Raw genomic sequence first — 17,170 nt, 5'->3', positions numbered from 1 at the left:
GAAGTGGCGGCCTGCGCTGAGTACGCCCCGAACGTAACCGGCTGCCGCCTCGCCTCCCAGCGGCAGGAGTGACAGATATCAACGGGATAGAGCCAAGCCTGAGAAGAGGCCACTGAACCGCGGTGAAGTCGAGATATCCGGAAACCGGAACCGGAGCCGTGGTCCGGCGGCGGGGTACTTTCTGGCCATGCACACCGTCGCCGTTCTCGCTCTGGACCAGGTGATCCCGTTCGACCTCTCCACCCCGATCGAGGTCTTCACCCGCACCCGCCTCCCGGATGGGCGCCCCGGCTACCAGATACGCGTGTGTGCCGAGCGACGGGAGATCGATACCGGGGCCTTCGCCCTGCACGCTCCCTGGGGCCTCGACGGGCTCCGGGGCGCGGACACGATCATCGTGCCCGGCACCGCCGCACCGGAAGCCCCGCTCTCCCCGAACGTCCGCGACGCGCTGCGAGCAGCCGCCGCGGACGGCACGCGCATCGCCTCCATCTGTTCGGGCACCTTCCCCCTGGCCGCTGCCGGCCTGCTCACCGGCCTGCGGGCCACGACCCACTGGGCCGCCGCGAGTCTCCTGGCCACCGCCCACCCGGACATCGAGGTCGACCCGGACGTGCTGTACGTCGACAACGGGCAGATCCTCACCTCAGCGGGCGCGGCCGCGGGCCTGGATCTGTGCCTGCACATGATCCGCCGCGACTACGGCTCGGCCGTCGCCGCCGACGCCGCCCGCCTGTCCGTCATGCCGCTCGAACGCGAAGGCGGGCAAGCACAGTTCATCGTCCACGACTACGCGCCAACCCCTCAGGGCTCCGCCCTCGAACCACTGCTCCTCTGGATGCAGGACAACCTCGCTCACCCCCTCACCCTCGCCGACATTTCCACCCAGGCCGGCGTCAGCACCCGGACCCTGATCCGTCGCTTCAGCGAACAGACCGGCACCACCCCGCTCCAGTGGCTCCATCGCGCACGCATCCGCCAGGCCCAACACCTCCTGGAGACCACCCACCACTCCATCGAGCGCATCGCCGCCCAGGTTGGCTTCGGCTCATCCACAGCCTTCCGCGACCGCTTCAAACGCACCGTCGGCGTCAGCCCCCACACCTACCGCCGCTCCTTCATCTGACTGTGCCCTGTGCTCCGGCAGCTACGGCGAACAGCGGTAGCGGTAGCAGTGGTTCCGCTTTGACGCCGGCTCATCGGACTCCCGTCGTCCGATGCCCCGTCAAGGGCTGCCGCAGTAAGTGCCGGATTTACTGCGGCAGAGCCCCTACCGTGATCACCGTGACCTGCGGCGGGACATTCCGGCCGCGCCGGGGCGAGGTGTACGCATTTGTTGCGGCAGTGCCGAAAGGGCGGGGCGGGCACGACGAGCGAACCGGTGACCGAACTCGGGAGCTTCGGTTGCCGCGCGCTCGGGTCGTACCTCTGTCCGCCCCGCCCGCGTCGCACACTGCGGCGGTCGAGCGCTACCTCACCGGCGCAGGCATCACTCACCGGCACAGGCATCGCGAAGTCCTCTGTACGGATCTAACGGATCTCGCTGACGACGTGGGGACGGATGCTCACCGGCGGACCGGCGCCGACCGGTCCCGCCCGCCGGGGCGTGAAGCCGCCCGGCCCCGGGCCCCCGGGATGACCGCCTCCTACCTGCACACCCTCGTGCAACGATCCCCCTGGTCCGGTCATGCGACGGCATACGCCCGCATGATCCAGGCCGACCACGCCCGCCACACCCTGCGCGAGCACGCCGAGCGCCTTGCCCAGGCCGCCACCGACATGTCGCTGCCCGACCCGGCCGCCACCGTCCTGGCCCAGTGCGACACTCTGACCGACTTCCTTCAGACACTGTCCGGCCAGTTCGCCCCGCACCCCGGCTCCCTGCCCTCCCCCCCCCGGAGCCCCCACCCGCACGACGCGCCGCCGACGAGGAGGTCCTGGAGGAGGAACGGACCCTGCTCGCGTGCGCGACCGCGTTCCCCTCCAGGCTGCGGGAGATGCGCCGGCTGCAACCCGACAACTTCGCCCTGCCCCGGAACGGCCAGCTCTTTACGTGCCTGACCTCGCTGGTACACCGCCGCGAGCCCATCGACGCGGTCACCGTCTGTGGGAAGCCCAGCACCAGGCCCTGCTGACCGCCGACTTCTCCCCCGCCGACCTGATCGGCCTGCTCGCCACCCCGGCCGGCACATCCGAACACTGGGGCGAGAAAATCCTCCGGCGCGCCCTGCTCGCCCAGGCCCACACCACCGCTGTGCGCATTCAGGCGTTCACCGACGATGCGGCCAACACCCCGCACCAGCTCGCCACCGGCAGCCGCCGCGCCCTGGTCGACTTGACCGCCTTGCGCACCCGCTGGCAGCGCGCCACCCACGCTCCCACCACGCCTCGCACCCCGGCCGCTCCCCGCGCCGGGCCCCGCCTGCAGGTCAACGCTGCCTCACCGACCACCCGCGTATCCCGATAGCCCACCCTGCCCGGCCAGGCCGAACCGTGGCCGCGCGAACCTTCGAGGAGGTCTTGTCAGGGAGGTCATGTCAGAACTGGGCCCCTCGCGAAATTCACGCGACTGCGCGACTCCGTATAGTCGGCCCGCCAAGAGGCGCACACCGCCTCGGGACACTGCGGACACATCACCGGCCATGACCGCGACCGCTGCCCAGCAGGCCCTGCGTCGTATGGGGGGCACACGAATGAACTGTCCGGGCCGCGCTGCGCGCCCTTGACGTCGCTCCTCTGACGGGCGGGGACAACGAAGACCTGGCGCAGCGCGCCGACGACCTGCTGGGAGGTGTTGATCGCGGCCGATGCGACGCCGGAGTCGGCGGGGCACGCCGCCGTGGGTGACAACTGCGGGACCGAGGGCCCGGCCGTCATTTTCTCACCGATTAGCGGGCCACGTTGGCTTTCGGTGAAGCCTTGCGTGCGCTACAACCGACGCATGAATGATCCTTTGCTGGTGGCCGAGACGCACTTGTTCTGTCGGAGGCCGAAGGAGAACCTATTGGCGCAGACCCGTGCGCCAGCCAGTCGTGCTATCGAGGCGTGGGGCCGGCGATCCGGTGACAGGCCGATGCTTCCGGCCTCAATTGTCTCCGAGGCCGAGGCACGCGGATTCAGCGCTTTCGTCCGATGAGCGCCGGCGCGGTGAGCGTCGTGCAGCGGACGATATCGGCGAACGCGGGCGGCATCGGTCGAGTGTCCTACGGGTTTTCGCAAGGTGGCGAGCCACTTCCGGATCATTGCGCTACCGCATGGAGCCCCTCTATTAAGTGTGGCCACCCTTCGGGAGGAAAGTGGTGTCCCATTCCGGGAATGGTCCGTAGTTGTGCGCCGGGTATGGCGCGCGCCGTTGCCCGGGCGCACGCCAGAGGTAGGAGGGGATCACGGGTTCCGTGCAGAACTTGGGCCGGGAGGTCCAGGTTCCGAAGCGCCTGGGTGCGGTCGGCTGCGGACAGGACGGCGGCCATCTGACGGTGGGTGCCGTCGGGGTCGACGCTTCGGGCGTGGCTGCGGCGAAGCAGAGTCTGGGTACCGCGCTCATCGAAGGGCCGGCCAGGGGAGGACAGCTTACGCAGCATGGCCGTGCTGGTGCTGATGTAACCGTCGAGGTCGGAGGGGTAGCGGCGCAGGAGGTAGGGCAGGAGCGAAGGTTTGGTGCAGCGGCTGATCCTGAGGCGTCCGGGTGTCGACATCATCGATGTCAGGGACAGCGCGCGGCTGGGATGTCTGAGGGCCAGCACTTGGGCGATCATGCCGCCCATGGAGGCACCCACGATGTGAGCTGCTGGCAGGCGGAGGTGGTCGAGAAGGCCGAGTGCGTCTTCGGCCATGTCGGCGAGGGTGTAGGCCGGCCGGGTGAGGCGCAGTGCGGTGCGCAGGAGGTGGGGCGGGCTGGGCAGATGCTGGGAGCGACCGCTGTCGCGGTTGTCGAAGCGGACGACGTAGAAGCCTTCTGCTGCCAGTTGATGGCACAGGGCGTCGTCCCACCAGATGAGCTGGCCGTACATGCCGAAGATCAGGAGAAGGGGACGGTTGCTCGGGGCCCCTATGGTCTCGTAACAGATGCTTATGCCGTTGGCGTGGGCGAACTGTTCAGTCACGGAGGCGGGCTCCTTCCGCGCCCTGGTGTTCGGTGAGACGAGAGCGGGCCCGTACCGGTACCGGACGGGCCCGCCGTGGTCGGTCAGGTGTGATCGCCGGATGCCGGCTGTGCCGGGGCGTGGAGCTCACCTATCTCGTGGAGGCTGTCATGGATGTACCGGGCGAACAGGTCAGGGTCCGCGATGACGTCAGGGTCGATGTTCACCGTGACGTGGCAGTGGTCGCGGTAGGACAACAGGGTGACGGCTACGGCGAAGCCCATGACCGGCGCGATGGCGTAAATCTCCCGGGCGTGGGTCCCGCCTATGGACAGCGGCGCGCGGGGGCCGGGCATGTTGCTGATGCCGAAGTCGTGGGAGGCACACAGACGCAGGAAGCCGGCCTCGAACCAGCGCAAGGGGATGAGAGGGCTGATACGGGCGACGGCGCCCATCCAATCGGCGGCGTCGCGGTGGTAGGCCACTTGGACGGCGCTGCGGACTTCACGAATGCGTCGGCGTGGATCGGGCTGGTCGGCGCGCAGGGGGAAGCGGACGATGAACCAGTGGTTGCCCATTGGGGAGAAGGGGACGCGTGCGGTGAGCGGGGGCTCGGCATAGGGGGAAAAGACGCGCAGACGCTCGCGTTGCGTTCCACGGGACCGATGGTATCGGTGGCAGCCTTGGGCGACCGCGGCGACGAGTGCGTCGTGCACGGTCCCGCCGCAGGCGACAGCGGCGCTCTTGAACGGGTCGGTGGGGACCTTGGTGGTGTAGTAACGCCGGGCGAAGCGCGTCTTCATCGGCGGTATGGGGTAGGGCCGGTCGCGGATGTCGTTCAGGGCCTGGGTGATGAACTGGACGGCTTTGCCCAGGCGCCGTACTGCATTCCTGCGGCGGGGGCGGTGGTGCGCCGCGGGGGCGGGTGATTCGGCTGTTGGCGACGGTGTGCTGGGGGCGGTCGGCCGGTCAGCGGCGACTTGGCGCAGGAACATCTCGCGCAGTCGGACACCGTCGGCGATGCTGTGGGAAATCTTGAGAAGGTAGGCGGAACAGCCGTCGTCCAACCCGTCGATCAGATAGCCGTTCCAGGGGGAGCGGCTCTGGCAGAAGGGTACTTCGGCCAGAGCCGCGGCCGTTTCCAGAACGTCTCGGCGGGTGCCTTTGCCGCTGACGGTGACATGTTGCAGGTGTTGTCCGAGGCGGAAGTCGGGGTCCGCTGCCCAGTGGGGACGGCGGAGAGGTGAGGAAGATTCCTGGACGTGCGCACGCATGCGGGGCATACCTGCGCATAGCTGCTGGTGCCAGGCGACGAACCGCTCCCATGGCAGCCTGTCTTCCAGGAACATGATGGTCACGATGATGGGCCGGGCGCGGGTTCCGCCCTCCACGCGCCAGGTCAGGTGGTCTTTGCAGTTCATGAGGTCCGTGCCGGGTGCTGCTGTCAGCGTTGGGCGCGGTGTGGATGTGGCCATGAGGACTCCTCGGTGTCTCGGCTGTGGTGTCAGTGCGAGCGAAGGCGCCAGGCGGGCGGTGGTCGCCGTGATCAAGCCGACGGTGTGCGGCGCATGGCTTCACGCTCTTGCCGGGTGCGGTTTCGGGTCAGTGCGACGGCCGCCGCGGTTACCAGGCTGGTGGTCAGCACTCCGCGCAGAAAGGTGCGTGGCTGCCACCGCGCATCGGTCAGGCCGGCGCGGGACTGGATGGTGAATTGCCGCCCGGCCATGTCGTCCAGGAGCGCTTCCACCTGGGTGGGTACCTTGGCCGCAGCGGTGAGGCCGTCGATGGCCGACTGGGCAACCTGTTCGGCGCTGAATATTTCACCCAGCAGGTCTTTGACGATGTCGGGCAGGGCATCGCGCAGTGCGTCGGAGAGTTTGAGGTCGGGGCAGATGCAGCGTACGGATCCTTCGATGTTGGCCACGGATTTGCCGACGACGGAGGCCAGCGGAGTGATCCGGATGCCGCGGCTGGTGGAGAAGCGCAGGACTGCGGTGAGGGCGACGCCGAAGTTCAGTTCGTCCAGGGAGGCGTCGGCCCAGTGCGGCACGGCGTTGGATACGTCTGCGATGAAGCCGCTGATGTTGCTCCACGGGGTCGCGTAACCGAGATTGATCCATTGCCGGGCCATGCCTGCCCCGTCGTTGCGCACGAGGGACAGGAAGGCCCCCAGGAAGGCGGTACCAGCGTTGCGGTCGATGCGTCCGACCATGCCCCAGTCGATGAGGTGGGCCGTGCCGGTGTCGCTGATCAGGATGTTGCCCGGGTGAGGGTCGGCGTGGAAGGTACGCTCGACGAAATAGGACCGCAGCATGAAGGCGATCAAGTCGCCTGCCAGGGCGGTGCGCTGTTCGTTGGTCAGCGTGTCGGGCTTCACCTTGTTGATGGGGACACCGTCGGCCAGGGTCTGCACCAGGACGCGGGGGGTGGCGTCGATGACCACGGGCACCGACAGCCTCGTGAACCGCGCGACATGGATGCGAGCCGCGTTCATGTTTTTGGCTTCGCGGGTGAAGTCCAGCTCGGGTTCCATGACGGTGAACAGAGCTTCAAGCAGCGCGTCAGGGGCGACGACTTCTTTGAAGCGGGGAGCGGCCAGGCCCAGCAGACGGGCGGCTGTGCGCAGGACCTTCATGTCGTCGCGCACGGCCGTCCGGGCTCCGGGGCGCTGGACCTTGATGACGCACGGTGTGCCGTCGGCGGTAACGGCTTTGTAGACCTGGGCCAGCGAGGCCGAACCGAGAGGTTCACCGGTGTCAACGGCCTGGAACCGGTCACGCCAGCCGGGCCCGAGTTCCTCTTCCAGGACCGGCTCGAAGGCGGTGAATGGCTCGACGGTGGCCTCGTCGTTGAGTTGAGCGAGTTCTTGGCGTACATGGTGCGGTACGAAGTCGGGGCGGGTGGCGAGGATCTGGCCGACCTTGACATACAGCGGGCCCAGTTCTTCCAAGGTGGCGCGGACGGTACGGGCCCGTTGCCGATGCTTGTCATGTACCGCAGGCGGGGAGTCACCAGAGGGTGTCCGAACGGCATCGAGAGCCTGCGCGCGGAGGGTCCGGCCGACAATGCCCGCCGTACGGCGCGCGCGTCCCCGTGGCATACGGCCCTCCTTCGCTCTCGATGTGGTGCGGTTACTCGCCGTCCCGCCGGTTGCCCGAGGTGCCGGAGGCTTTGCCGGTCTCGGCCGCCGCAAGGCGCTGTGCCAGGTGGCGGACTTCTGCGGTGAGGGCAGCGAGGGCTTGCTGCTGCTGTTTGTCCGTCTTGTTGTTCGCCTTGCGCCGTCGATCTCCGGTGACGGCGTCGATCGCCGCCTTGGTGGCGTCCTTGCCGTAGTCGAGCACCTGGTCGAGCACCATGCCCGCAGTGATCCTCTTCTTGGCCATATCGGTCTCCTTGCCGGTCAAACCTGTCGGGGGTCTCAAAAGCGAACATCAGGCACTGACCGCTTGGTGCATCTCGGGTGCGGCGCCACTGTCAGGATCCGTCCGGAGCAGGGCAGGGCCGGCCGCCACGGTCAAGCTCTGGCTGGTGCGGTCAGCGGGAGGGGGATGGTGTGTGTGTCGCGGTGGTGTCAGGGGCGGTGAAGCCACTGCCGGGCACGGACATGCCGCCGTCGACGGCGAGGGCCTGGCCGGTGATGAACCCGGCTGCCGGGGAGGTCAGGAACAGCACCGCCTGGGCGATGTCTTGCACGGTGGCCCACCGGCCCAACGGGATGCGGCTGCGCAGCCAGCGGGACAGCTCCTCGTCGTCTTCGAGGGTTTCGAATGCGCCGGTGTCCACGATCCCGGGACACAGGGCGTTGACACGGATGCTCTGCGGGCCCCAGGCCACGGCGAGACTGCGGACGAGGGAGACCTGCGCGGCCTTGGTCATGGCGTATGCCTCGCCGGCGGGCGCGCCCATCAGGCCCACGGCGGAGGACATCAGTAAGACGGATGGGTTCGTTGACTTGGTCAGGTAGGGATGGGCGTTGCGGCACAGGTGCAGAGCCGCGGTGAAGTTGACGGCGATGGCTGCGGACCAGTCCTCGCCTTCGCTGGTGAGCAAGGGGGCAAGCCGGAACTGCCCGGCGCTGTCGGCTGTATAGGCTCCGGCGATGTGGATCAGAGCGTCGAGCCCTTCGAGGCCGGTTGCCGCGGCTTCGACGAGCCGCCGAGGCGCGTCGGGGTCCCTGAGATCGTCGGGAAGCAGGTGTGCGGAGCGGCCTTCGGCTCCGACCAGTGCGGCGACGTCCTGCAGGCTCTCTGTCTGACGGCCGTTGAGGGCCAGGTCGGCTCCGGCCTGGGCGAGGGTCTGGGCTGTGGCCCGGCCGATGCCGCAGGAAGCGCCGGTGAGCAGGATCTTGGCACCGTCCAGTGTCGGGAGCGGGGAAGTCGACGGCATGTCTCTCCTGGGGCCGGGGCCGGGCGGCGAGTGCCGGGCCGCCCGGCGCGGTGGGGGTTACTCGGCGATGAAGGTGTGATGTGTCCAGCGGAAGACCTGTACGGCGGTGCCGTCGCTGTCCTGGAGGGTGCCGCTGAAGGTGTAGTGCTCGTAGCGGTTGAGGTGGGGGATCTTGAGGTCGGCGCCGCTGTCGGTCTGCGTCACGGACCGGCGTCCGGCCAGGTGGTCCGGGCCCCCTTCCAGCAGGGCTTCGGTGGTGTGGGGCATGGCGGTCATCCCTTCTGCGGCAGGGCGAGACGGTCGAGCAGATCGTCGGCCAGGGCGGTCAGGGTGGGTTTGGTCCACAGGGTGGTGCGTGGGATGTCGCAGCGCAGGGTGCGCTGGAGCCGGTTGCGCAGCTCGATGGTCAGCAGGGAGTCCAGGCCCAGGGCGACCAGGGAGGCCCCGGGATCGATGCGCTCGGCGTCGCGGCCCAGCACGTCGGCGAGTTCACCGACGATGTGGTCGCGTAGGCGGTCGAGGCGCTGGTGCGCCTGTGTGCGAGTGAGGTCGTCCAGCAGGTCGCCGGGGATGTCGGTGTTGTTCGGGGATGCCAGCAGCCACTTGAAGAAGGTGGACGATGCCGTGGCGGGGTAGGCCGCCAGCCAGTCGTGCGGGTGCAAGGCGATGTATGCGGTGCGGTGGCGGTCATGGCGCAGGAGGTGCTCCAGAGCCGCGATGCCCTCGTCGGGGTTGATCATGTCGAAACCGCGGTCCCGGGTCTGCGCACCGCGCCCGACCTCGGCCCAGGGCCCCCAGTTGATCGCGGTGGCGGGCAGGCCGTGGGCGCGGCGCCAGGAGGCGAATTCGTCCAGCCAGGCGTTGGCTGCGCCGTAGGCGCCCTGGCCGGGCGAGCCGACGGTGGAGGTGAAGGAGGAAAACAACACCCACCAGTCCAGTTCGCGGTCGCAGGTGGCCTCGTGCAGCCGCCACGCGCCGAGGGCCTTGGGGCGCCAGACCCGCTGCAGGAGCGGTGCGTCGATGCCCGCCGCGGTGGCGTCCTTGAGGTCCATGGCGGCGTGCACAGCCCCGCGCAGCGGCAGCCCGCCGGCCTCGGCGGCCACCACCAGTTTCTCGGCTGTGCCGGCGGCGGCGATGTCACCGCGCACCACCTCGATGCGGGTGCCGGCTGCGCGCAGCTCGTCCAGGATGTCCGCGGCCTTGGCGGAGGGCGCCGAGCGGCTGTTGACGACGATGGTGCCCGCCCCCCGTTCGGCGAGCCAGCGGCACACCAGCATGCCCAGGCCGCCCAGCCCGCCGGTGATCAGGTAGCTGCCGTCCGTGCGGACGATCGGTACGTCCTTCGGCGGTACGACGGTGACGGCCGGCCCGGTACCGGGCCAGGCCAGCGCCAGGGCGCCGGTGTGCCGGCCGTGCGGGGCGGCGCGTAGCGCCGCGGCAGCATCGGTGATCGGGTAGACGGTGCATGGCCAGGCCGGCAGGTCGCCGCCCAGGGCGTGGCCGACTTCGGCCAGTAGGGCGGCGACGGTCTCGGGGGCGCCCGTCAGCAGATGGTCGGGGGCGAAAGAGCTGACGGTGATGCCCTTGCCGAAGGCCGACCACGCCAACCGCTTCGCGTCCGTGTCGGCGGGGGTGGTGACTGCCACGTATCGTCCCGCGGGGGCGAGCGTGTCCAGGCAGGCCCGTAGCGTCTGAGCTGCGGTGGCCGAGGGGGTGAAGACGACGTGGAAGCCGGCCTCCCCGGTGGCCTGCCGTGCCACGTCGGAGAAGCCGTGCGGGCCCGGATCGGGCAGGCAGGTGACGCCGATTCCGTGCAGGTAGCGGCGTTGGGCGTCGGTGGCGGAGGTGGCCCAGACGCGGGCGTTGCGGGCGCGGGCTATGTGTATGGCGGCCAGGCCGGCGCCGTGCCCGGCGTCGTGGATCAGGACGTGTTCGTGGGCGGCGAGGCGGGCCAGGTGCCGCAGGGCATACCAGGCGGTCAGGTAGGGCACTGGCAGGCAGGCGGCCTCGGCAGGCCGGGTGCCGTCGGGCACGGGCATGACCCAGTCGGCGCGAGTGACGGCATAGTTGCTCAGCTCCCCGGGCGGCAGCACGGCCATCACCGGCTGTCCCACACCGACTGTGTCCACGCCGGGCCCCAGGGCGCTGACCGTACCCGCACACTCCACGGCGACCGGGCCCGGGCGCCCGCCCGCGGAAGCAGGTACGGCAGTCCCCGTGGCCTGTATGTGAATCTGCACCTGGCCGGGGCCCGGGGCGCAGCGGGCACCATGCACCAGTTCGGTGGAGCCGGTGTCGTGAGCCCGCTGGCAGTGCACCGCCAGAGCATCGGTTTCGAAGCGGCAGGTGGCGTGTCGTCGCTCGTGGGGTTCCAGGGGAGCGTGCGCGAGGCGGGCGACATAGCGGGTGGTGCCGCGCCAGGCGACTTCGTCGGCGCGCTCCTCGGGCCTGGCCAGCACTTCGGCCGCCAGACGCATCACGGGAGTGCCGTCATCCGCGTCGATGAGGGTGGGCAGCAACTCCGGATGCTCGTAGGTCAGTACCCGCATCAGGCCGCGCACTCCGGCCTGGTCCAGCCGCGGGCAGTCGTCGGGCTGGGCCCATTGGGCGGCACGGGTGATCACCGTCAGGCGGGGCCGGGCGTCTTCTTCCTGCTCAGTGAGTGCGTGCAGGCTCTGCACCAGGCGCAGCACGTGCTGCTGGGCATGCTCGGCCCCCAGCACGTCTGGCACTGGCTGCGGGGTCGGCAGCCACAAGACGATGCCGTCAAGGCCGCCGCCGGTGTCCCGCAGGAACGCGCTCAGAAGCCGGTCCCAAGAGCGCGTGGAGGGGGGAGCCGCCAACTGGTGCACGGTGGCGCCGCAGGTTTCGAGGGCCCTCGCCAAGGAGACAGCCTGCGGGTCGCCCTCACGGACGCCGGCCAGCAGCCAGTTGCCACCGGTGCCGACGGCAGCGGCCAGTGGGGCCGGCTCCCACTGCTGTTGCAACAACGGTGCGTTGAAACGTTCCTCCGCCGGGGCTGCGGCGCCGTGCGCGAACCGTACGTCACGGGCTTCGGCGATCAGGAGCCCATCATCGTCCAGAAGCTGGAAGCGTCCGGTGGCCGACCGCGGCTGGACGTCATCGAGCCGGACGCGGCACCAGCGGGCCCCCGTGGTGCCGCCGTAGGTGCGCAGGGTGCCGATGCCGCGGGGGAAGGTGTGCCCGTCGTCCACGGCTTCGGCGTGATGCCACAGCGCGAGCATCGCCTGCAGGCAGGCGTCCAGCAGCACCGGATGCCATTGGTAGCCGGACGCGCCCGGCCGGGCCGGATCGGGAATCGTCACTTCTGCCAGACCACTGCGCCTGCCCTGTTCCTCAAGGTAGAGGGCCGTCAGGCTGTGGCAGCCCGGACCGTATTCCAGAGCATGGAAGGTGCGCCAGCGGTCCCTGAGAGCGGTGAGGTCCACTGAGTGCGGGTGTTGTGCACGCACAGCAGCCAGGTCGGTTGTCTTTTCGGGTGCCGGGCCGCAGGGACCGAGCTGGGCTGTGCTGTGGAGCTGCCAGGGCTCGTTGGCCGGGCGCGAACGCATCTGCCAACTGGCCCGGTGGTCATCGACCGGTTCACACGTCACTGCGACCGGCATCTCGTGCTCGTCGACTTCCAGCATGAGCTGGAAGTCGAGGTCGTGGACCTCGGCCCGATGCGTCGGGTCGGGGAACAGAGCGCGGGCTGCGGCGAGGGCCATCTCGCCGTAGCAAGCAGCGGGCAGCACCGCCAGTCCCTCAAGCCGGTGGTCGGCCAGCCAGGGCAGGCGGCCGATGCTGATGGCCCCCTGCCAAAGATGGCGCCCTTCGTCTTCCGGGTCCGTCACATGCTCACCCAGCAGCGGGTGGGGCCGCTCGGGGGCGCCTTGCGTCAGTGCCGAGGGCTCGATCCGGTGGGGACGACGCTCCCAGGTGGTGGGTGGGGCCTCGGCGAGCTGACCGGCACCAAGCCAGCGCTGCCAGGCGACGGGGTAGCCGGCGCAGTGCGCGGCTGCAAGCCGGGTGGCGAAGGTCAGGCGCTCATCCTCGTCCCGGTTCAGGGCCGGTACGGTCCGTGCGTGCGTGATGCCCGCACCGGCCAGCGTCGCCTCCGTCGCCCGGGTCAGCAGCGGGTGCGCGTTGACCTCCAGGAACAGGCCGTGGCCGTCGCCGGCGGCCGCGGCGACCGTTGAGGAGAACAGCACCGGCCGGCGCTGGTTGGCGCACCAGTAGGCAGCATCAAAGGCGGCCTCGGCCCGCGGGTCCTCAAGCACGGTGCTGTAAAAGCGCAGCTTCGGCCTGCGGGGGGACAGCTCTTTCAGGGCAGCGCACAGATCGTCGAGGATCGGGTCCATCTGTGCCGAGTGCGAGGCCACGTCCACCCGGACCCGCGCCAGACCGACACCGCGCTCCTCCCAGACCTCCAGCATCTGTTCGACTTGTTCCGCGTCGCCGGACAACACAGTGTTGTGGGGTGCGGCCACCACGGCCACCGAGACTGCATCCGCCCCGGCTCGCCGCACATCGCGTTCCACCTCGGCCGCGCCGAGCTGGACCGACGCCATGGCCCCGTGCCCGGCGGTGCGCCGCAGCAGACGGGCCCGGCGGCAGATCACACGGACGCCGTCGGCCAAGCTCAAGCCTCCGGCGACCACCGCGGCGGCCACCTCGCCCATGGAATGCCCGATGACCGCGGCCGGCTGCACACCGTGGGCCTGCCACATCGCGGTCAGCGCGATCTGGTACGCGAAGATCACCGGCTGGACCCGGTCCACCCCGCTGACCACTTCTGGCGCGGTCAGGACTTCCCGCAGGGAGAATCCGCCTTCCGCCCGCAGCAACGGCTCCAGTTCCTCCACCGCCGCCGTGAAGTGTTCATCCGTGTCCAGAAGGCATTGCCCCATACCGGCCCACTGGGAGCCGTGGCCCGAATAGACGAACACCGCCCCGGCGCCCAGGCCCCCCACGTTTCCCTCGGCGATGCCCGGCGCCGGTTCCCCGGCCGCGTGGGCCCGCAGCCGCCGCACCAACGTGCGACGATAACCCGCTACCACGCCAAGGCGCTGTTCGGCGTGCGAGCGGCGCACCGCCAGCGTGTGGGCGACATCGCGCAGCGGTACCCGTGCCCCTTCGTCCTCCAGCCAGTCGGCCAGCCGGCCGGCAGCGGCCCGCAGCGCCGGGCCGGAGCCACCGCTGAGCAGGAACGTGCGCCGCACCGAGGCTGCGCCCTGGTGCCCGTTTTCCCGTGCCGGCCCGGTGGCCCGTGCGGACACGGGGGCCGGAGCCTGCTCGACGATGACATGCGCATTGGTGCCACCTACTCCATAGGAGGTCACCGCCGCGAGCCGGGGGCCGTCCTCGACCGGCCAGGGCCGGCACCCGGTGGGCACGAACAGCCGGGAACCGTCGGCATCGATCTGCGGATTCCACCGGCGAAAGTGCAGCGTGGCCGGGACGCGGCCGTGCCGCAGGCTCACGATGGTCTTCAGCAGCCCGGCGATGCCCGAAGCGGGCTCGGTGTGCCCGATGTTGGACTTCAACGACCCGAGTGCGCACCGGCCCCGGCCCCCGCCGTACACCGCGTTCAAAGCCGCGAACTCGATGGGGTCACCGACCGCGGTACCGGCACCGTGCGCCTCGACCATGCCGACCTGGGCCGGCTCCACCCCGGCCCGAGCCAACGCGATCTCTCCGGCCTCCTGCTGTGCCTGTTGGGAGGGAGCTGTCAGCCGGACCGAACGTCCGTCCTGGTTGACCGCCGAGCCGCGTAAGACCGCCAGCACCCGGTCTCCGTCGCGTATCGCGTCCTTCAGACGCTTGAGCAGCACTACACCGCAGCCCTCGGAGCGCACATAGCCGTCCGCGGCCGCATCGAAGGAATGGCAGTGACCGGTGGGCGAGAACATGTCCCACCGGGCCTCGGAGATCATCGCCTCTGGGCTGAGGACCACCGACACCCCGGCGGCCAGCGCCGCATCGCACTCCCCGGCCCGCAGGCTCTGGCACGCCAGGTGCACGGCGACCAGCGAGGAGGAGCAGGCTGTGTCCGTCGCCAGGCTTGGCCCGTGCAAGTCCATGAGGAACGACAGCCGCCCCGCTCCTACACCGTGCATCGCGCCGGTCATCCAGTACGGGCCGGTCTCCTGCGGTGTGCGGTGGGAGCGCACCAGGTGGTCCGGTACGTACATGCCGGTGAACACCCCGGTGGCCGTTCCCCGCAACGCATCCACCGGAATCCCGGCGTGTTCGCACGCTTCCCAGGCAACCTCCAGCAGCAGCCGGTGCTGCGGGTCCAGCCAACGCGCCTCCGGCCCGCTGATTCCGAAGAAACCCGGGTCGAAGGCAGTGATGTCCTCAGTCAGGAAACCGCCGCGGCGCACCCGTTCCACAGTGCCCGGCGGCAGCTCTGCATGCAGTCGCCTGGTATCCCAGCGGCCTGGTGGCACCTCGGTCACGGCCTCCCTCTCGCCCTCCAGCAAGCGCCACAGCCCCTCCAGGGACACGACACCACCGGGCAGACGGCAACCTGCTCCCACCACCGCCACCGGTTCCTCCGGACCTGTCCCCTCATTGCGCCTGCACAACGCTGCACTCACTGGGCCTCCTAGTTCACCGTCGACGCCTGCGCACACCCGCCGCTTCAGCTCACTCCACGCAGGAACGCTGCACGGCTCCAGCCGCACACGTCGTTCGGTGGCCTTGCCGGACAGCGAGGCAAGCCCCGGCGCACGACGGCACGCGACCGTGCTTGTTCCATCCCTCCGGGCCCGAGCTGTGCTGCACTGCCCCGGCGAATGCCTCAGCTCCGGCGGAACACCCGGGCAGGCACCTGTCAGCGGTGGGCATAGGCTTACGACTCACCAGCCCGCGTACGTCGTAACGCGCCTTCGTGTATCAAGCGGACAGCGCTTGTGAGCATGTGAACACGCTCTGGGGCAGGGAGGGGACATGCCAGCCTATGGGCCCAATCGCCGCCTGACCGCCTTGCTGGCCGAAGCGGACTGGTCCGACGCCTCCTTGGCCAGGGCCGTCAATGCCCTGGGCACCGCCCAGGGACTGGGGCTGAACTACTCCCGGGCATCCGTCGCCCACTGGCGCCGCGGATCCCGCCCCCCGGCCCCCGTCCCCGCCCTGGCCGCTGAAGCCCTCAGCCGCCGCGTCGGCCGCCCAATCACCCCTTACGACACCGGCCTCACCCCGCTCAGCATCACCCAGACTGCCGAGCTGCCGCAGCAGGCCACATCCCGTACACCGGTACGACAACTGCTCGCCCTCGCCCGAAGCGACATCGACCCCCTGCAGCGCACAGCGCTACAGCGCGCCGCCTACGCACCGGTCCGACCGGCAGCCACGACCCCCACCACATTCCCCGCCGCGCCAGCCCCACCGCATACCAGCCCCCTCGTCACCAACGAGACCGCTGCCCTGCAGAGCATCTTGCATACGTTCACCAACCTGGCACAGCAATACGGCGGCCGTTGTGCGCGCACCGCCTTGGCCGCCTACCTCGCCGAGGACATCTGCACCCTGCTGGATCGCCGCGCCAATCATCCCGACCGGCACCGGATTTTCACCTGCGCCGCCCAACTCACGCACCACCTGGCAGTGATGACCGACGACGCCGGTTACCACCACCTGGCCCACCGCTACTTCACGACCGCCCTGAGCCTCGCCCACTACGCGGGATGCCGCAAAACCTACGCCATCACCCTGCGCACCATGAGCTCCCAGGCTCTCCGGCTCGGACACCTGCACCACGCCCACACTCTCGCCGAAAGCTCCACCCACATCGCGGAACTCCCTGCCCACCCCGCACTGACCGCGTATATCCGCATCCAGCAAGCCCTCACAGCCGCCCACGACGGGCAGCCCTCATTGGCACGCAAACTGATGCACGCCGCGGAGAACAGCCACGAAGAACCCTCGGCACCATCCGAACCTTTCGACGAGTACCCGCTCGCCGCTTTGCATTACCAACGAGCCGCCGTCTTCCAGGCACTGGAACAGCGCACCGAAGCCCTCACAGCTCTCCAAGTCTCCGCGCGACACCGAGACCCCGGCGACCGCCGTTCTCTCGCCCTCACCCATGCGCACATCGCCGCCACTCAGCTACGCATCGCCGATGTGGACGCCGCATGCCTGCACTGGCACACATTCCTCTCCTTCTACCGGCCTTTGCAATCAGGGCGCGCCGACCAGCACCTGCTTCGTCTTCGTCAAAGCCTGCTGCCGCATCGCGCCTATCCGCCGGCCAAAGCCCTACTGGATCGTACGCAGTCCCTGTCCCGTGAACGCCGCCCATAGACCACCCGCAACACCCTCCCGATGCCCACCCATTTACCTCGTCGCAGGCCCTCGTCGCCTCCGCAGCCCAAGCGGGAAAGACCGGTGTGCTGGACCTGAGAAACTTTGGGAACTCATTCGTGCGTTGTCCTTCCGTCAAGGGCCAGCAGCGGTCATCGGCTGGGAGATGGACCTGCGTGGCAGTCCACCGCGGGACCGGCCGATGGCGTGATCGACGCGGGTCTGTTGTGAAAGTGCTGGTCGCAGCCACTCGTTGCGGACTGCGACCAGCACGCTCGCCTCGTAGCGGACCGCGAGCTTGTCCCACCTCGTGGCTACAGCCCGGTGGCGCTTGAGGCGGTTGCTCCCGCACTCGACCGCGTGCCGCTGCTTGTCGTCGTCCTGGTCGAACT

The 17,170-nt window shown here is 69.5% G+C and carries 11 protein-coding genes and 1 pseudogene; 4 read left to right on the top strand and 8 right to left on the bottom strand.

What is annotated here, in order from left to right; genetic code table 11:
- Window positions 1-187: 187 nt before the first annotated feature.
- From ACH4EB_RS35655 to ACH4EB_RS35645, 3 genes are all read left to right on the top strand, one after another.
- Entirely contained in the window at window positions 188-1,126 is a 939-nt protein-coding gene (locus ACH4EB_RS35655) for a GlxA family transcriptional regulator (protein ID WP_398352520.1), read from the top strand.
- A 691-nt stretch (window positions 1,127-1,817) separates the two neighbouring features.
- The gene (locus ACH4EB_RS35650) at window positions 1,818-2,135 is read left to right on the top strand and encodes a DnaB-like helicase N-terminal domain-containing protein (protein ID WP_398352519.1); all 318 of its coding nucleotides are present in this window, start codon (window positions 1,818-1,820) and stop codon (window positions 2,133-2,135) included.
- Complete coding sequence (locus ACH4EB_RS35645) at window positions 2,054-2,467, top strand: hypothetical protein (protein ID WP_398352518.1); 414 nt, start codon at window positions 2,054-2,056, stop codon at window positions 2,465-2,467. Before ACH4EB_RS35650 ends, ACH4EB_RS35645 begins: the two co-directional genes overlap by 82 nt.
- A 772-nt stretch (window positions 2,468-3,239) precedes the next feature.
- Here ACH4EB_RS35645 and ACH4EB_RS35640 read toward each other — a convergent pair.
- The 7 genes from ACH4EB_RS35640 to ACH4EB_RS35610 form a co-directional block, all read right to left on the bottom strand.
- A complete protein-coding gene (locus ACH4EB_RS35640; protein ID WP_398352516.1) occupies window positions 3,240-4,103 on the bottom strand; it encodes an alpha/beta fold hydrolase in 864 nt (287 codons plus the stop codon).
- 83 nt (window positions 4,104-4,186) lie between these two features.
- Complete coding sequence (locus tag ACH4EB_RS35635) at window positions 4,187-5,557, bottom strand: wax ester/triacylglycerol synthase domain-containing protein (RefSeq protein WP_398352515.1); 1,371 nt, start codon at window positions 5,555-5,557, stop codon at window positions 4,187-4,189.
- Between the two features lie 71 nt (window positions 5,558-5,628).
- A complete protein-coding gene (locus ACH4EB_RS35630; RefSeq protein ID WP_398352514.1) occupies window positions 5,629-7,032 on the bottom strand; it encodes an ABC1 kinase family protein in 1,404 nt (467 codons plus the stop codon).
- A gap of 181 nt (window positions 7,033-7,213) precedes the next feature.
- Complete coding sequence (locus tag ACH4EB_RS35625; protein WP_398352513.1) at window positions 7,214-7,465, bottom strand: hypothetical protein; 252 nt, start codon at window positions 7,463-7,465, stop codon at window positions 7,214-7,216.
- Window positions 7,466-7,616: 151 nt separating this feature from the next.
- Window positions 7,617-8,468: an SDR family NAD(P)-dependent oxidoreductase gene (locus ACH4EB_RS35620; RefSeq protein ID WP_398352512.1), complete on the bottom strand. Its 852-nt coding sequence runs from the start codon at window positions 8,466-8,468 to the stop codon at window positions 7,617-7,619.
- Window positions 8,469-8,525: 57 nt separating this feature from the next.
- Window positions 8,526-8,735 carry a DUF5988 family protein gene (locus ACH4EB_RS35615; protein WP_030602955.1) on the bottom strand — a complete coding sequence of 70 codons (210 nt, stop codon included), beginning with the start codon at window positions 8,733-8,735 and terminating at the stop codon, window positions 8,526-8,528.
- Between the two features lie 5 nt (window positions 8,736-8,740).
- Window positions 8,741-15,013 (bottom strand): acyltransferase domain-containing protein, encoded by a 6,273-nt coding sequence (locus ACH4EB_RS35610; RefSeq protein ID WP_398352510.1) that lies wholly within the window; start codon window positions 15,011-15,013, stop codon window positions 8,741-8,743.
- 409 nt (window positions 15,014-15,422) lie between these two features.
- Here ACH4EB_RS35610 and ACH4EB_RS35605 point away from each other — a divergent pair, with 409 nt between their 5' ends.
- The gene (locus tag ACH4EB_RS35605) at window positions 15,423-16,778 is read left to right on the top strand and encodes a hypothetical protein (protein WP_398352509.1); all 1,356 of its coding nucleotides are present in this window, start codon (window positions 15,423-15,425) and stop codon (window positions 16,776-16,778) included.
- Window positions 16,779-16,913: 135 nt separating this feature from the next.
- Here ACH4EB_RS35605 and ACH4EB_RS35600 read toward each other — a convergent pair.
- Window positions 16,914-17,170, bottom strand: a pseudogene (locus ACH4EB_RS35600) (hypothetical protein); the annotation flags it as partial.

Source organism: Streptomyces sp. NPDC018045 (assembly GCF_044327445.1).
In the GTDB taxonomy this organism is placed as follows: Bacteria; Actinomycetota; Actinomycetes; order Streptomycetales; family Streptomycetaceae; genus Streptomyces.
This window is presented reverse-complemented; position numbering and strand designations above follow the sequence as displayed.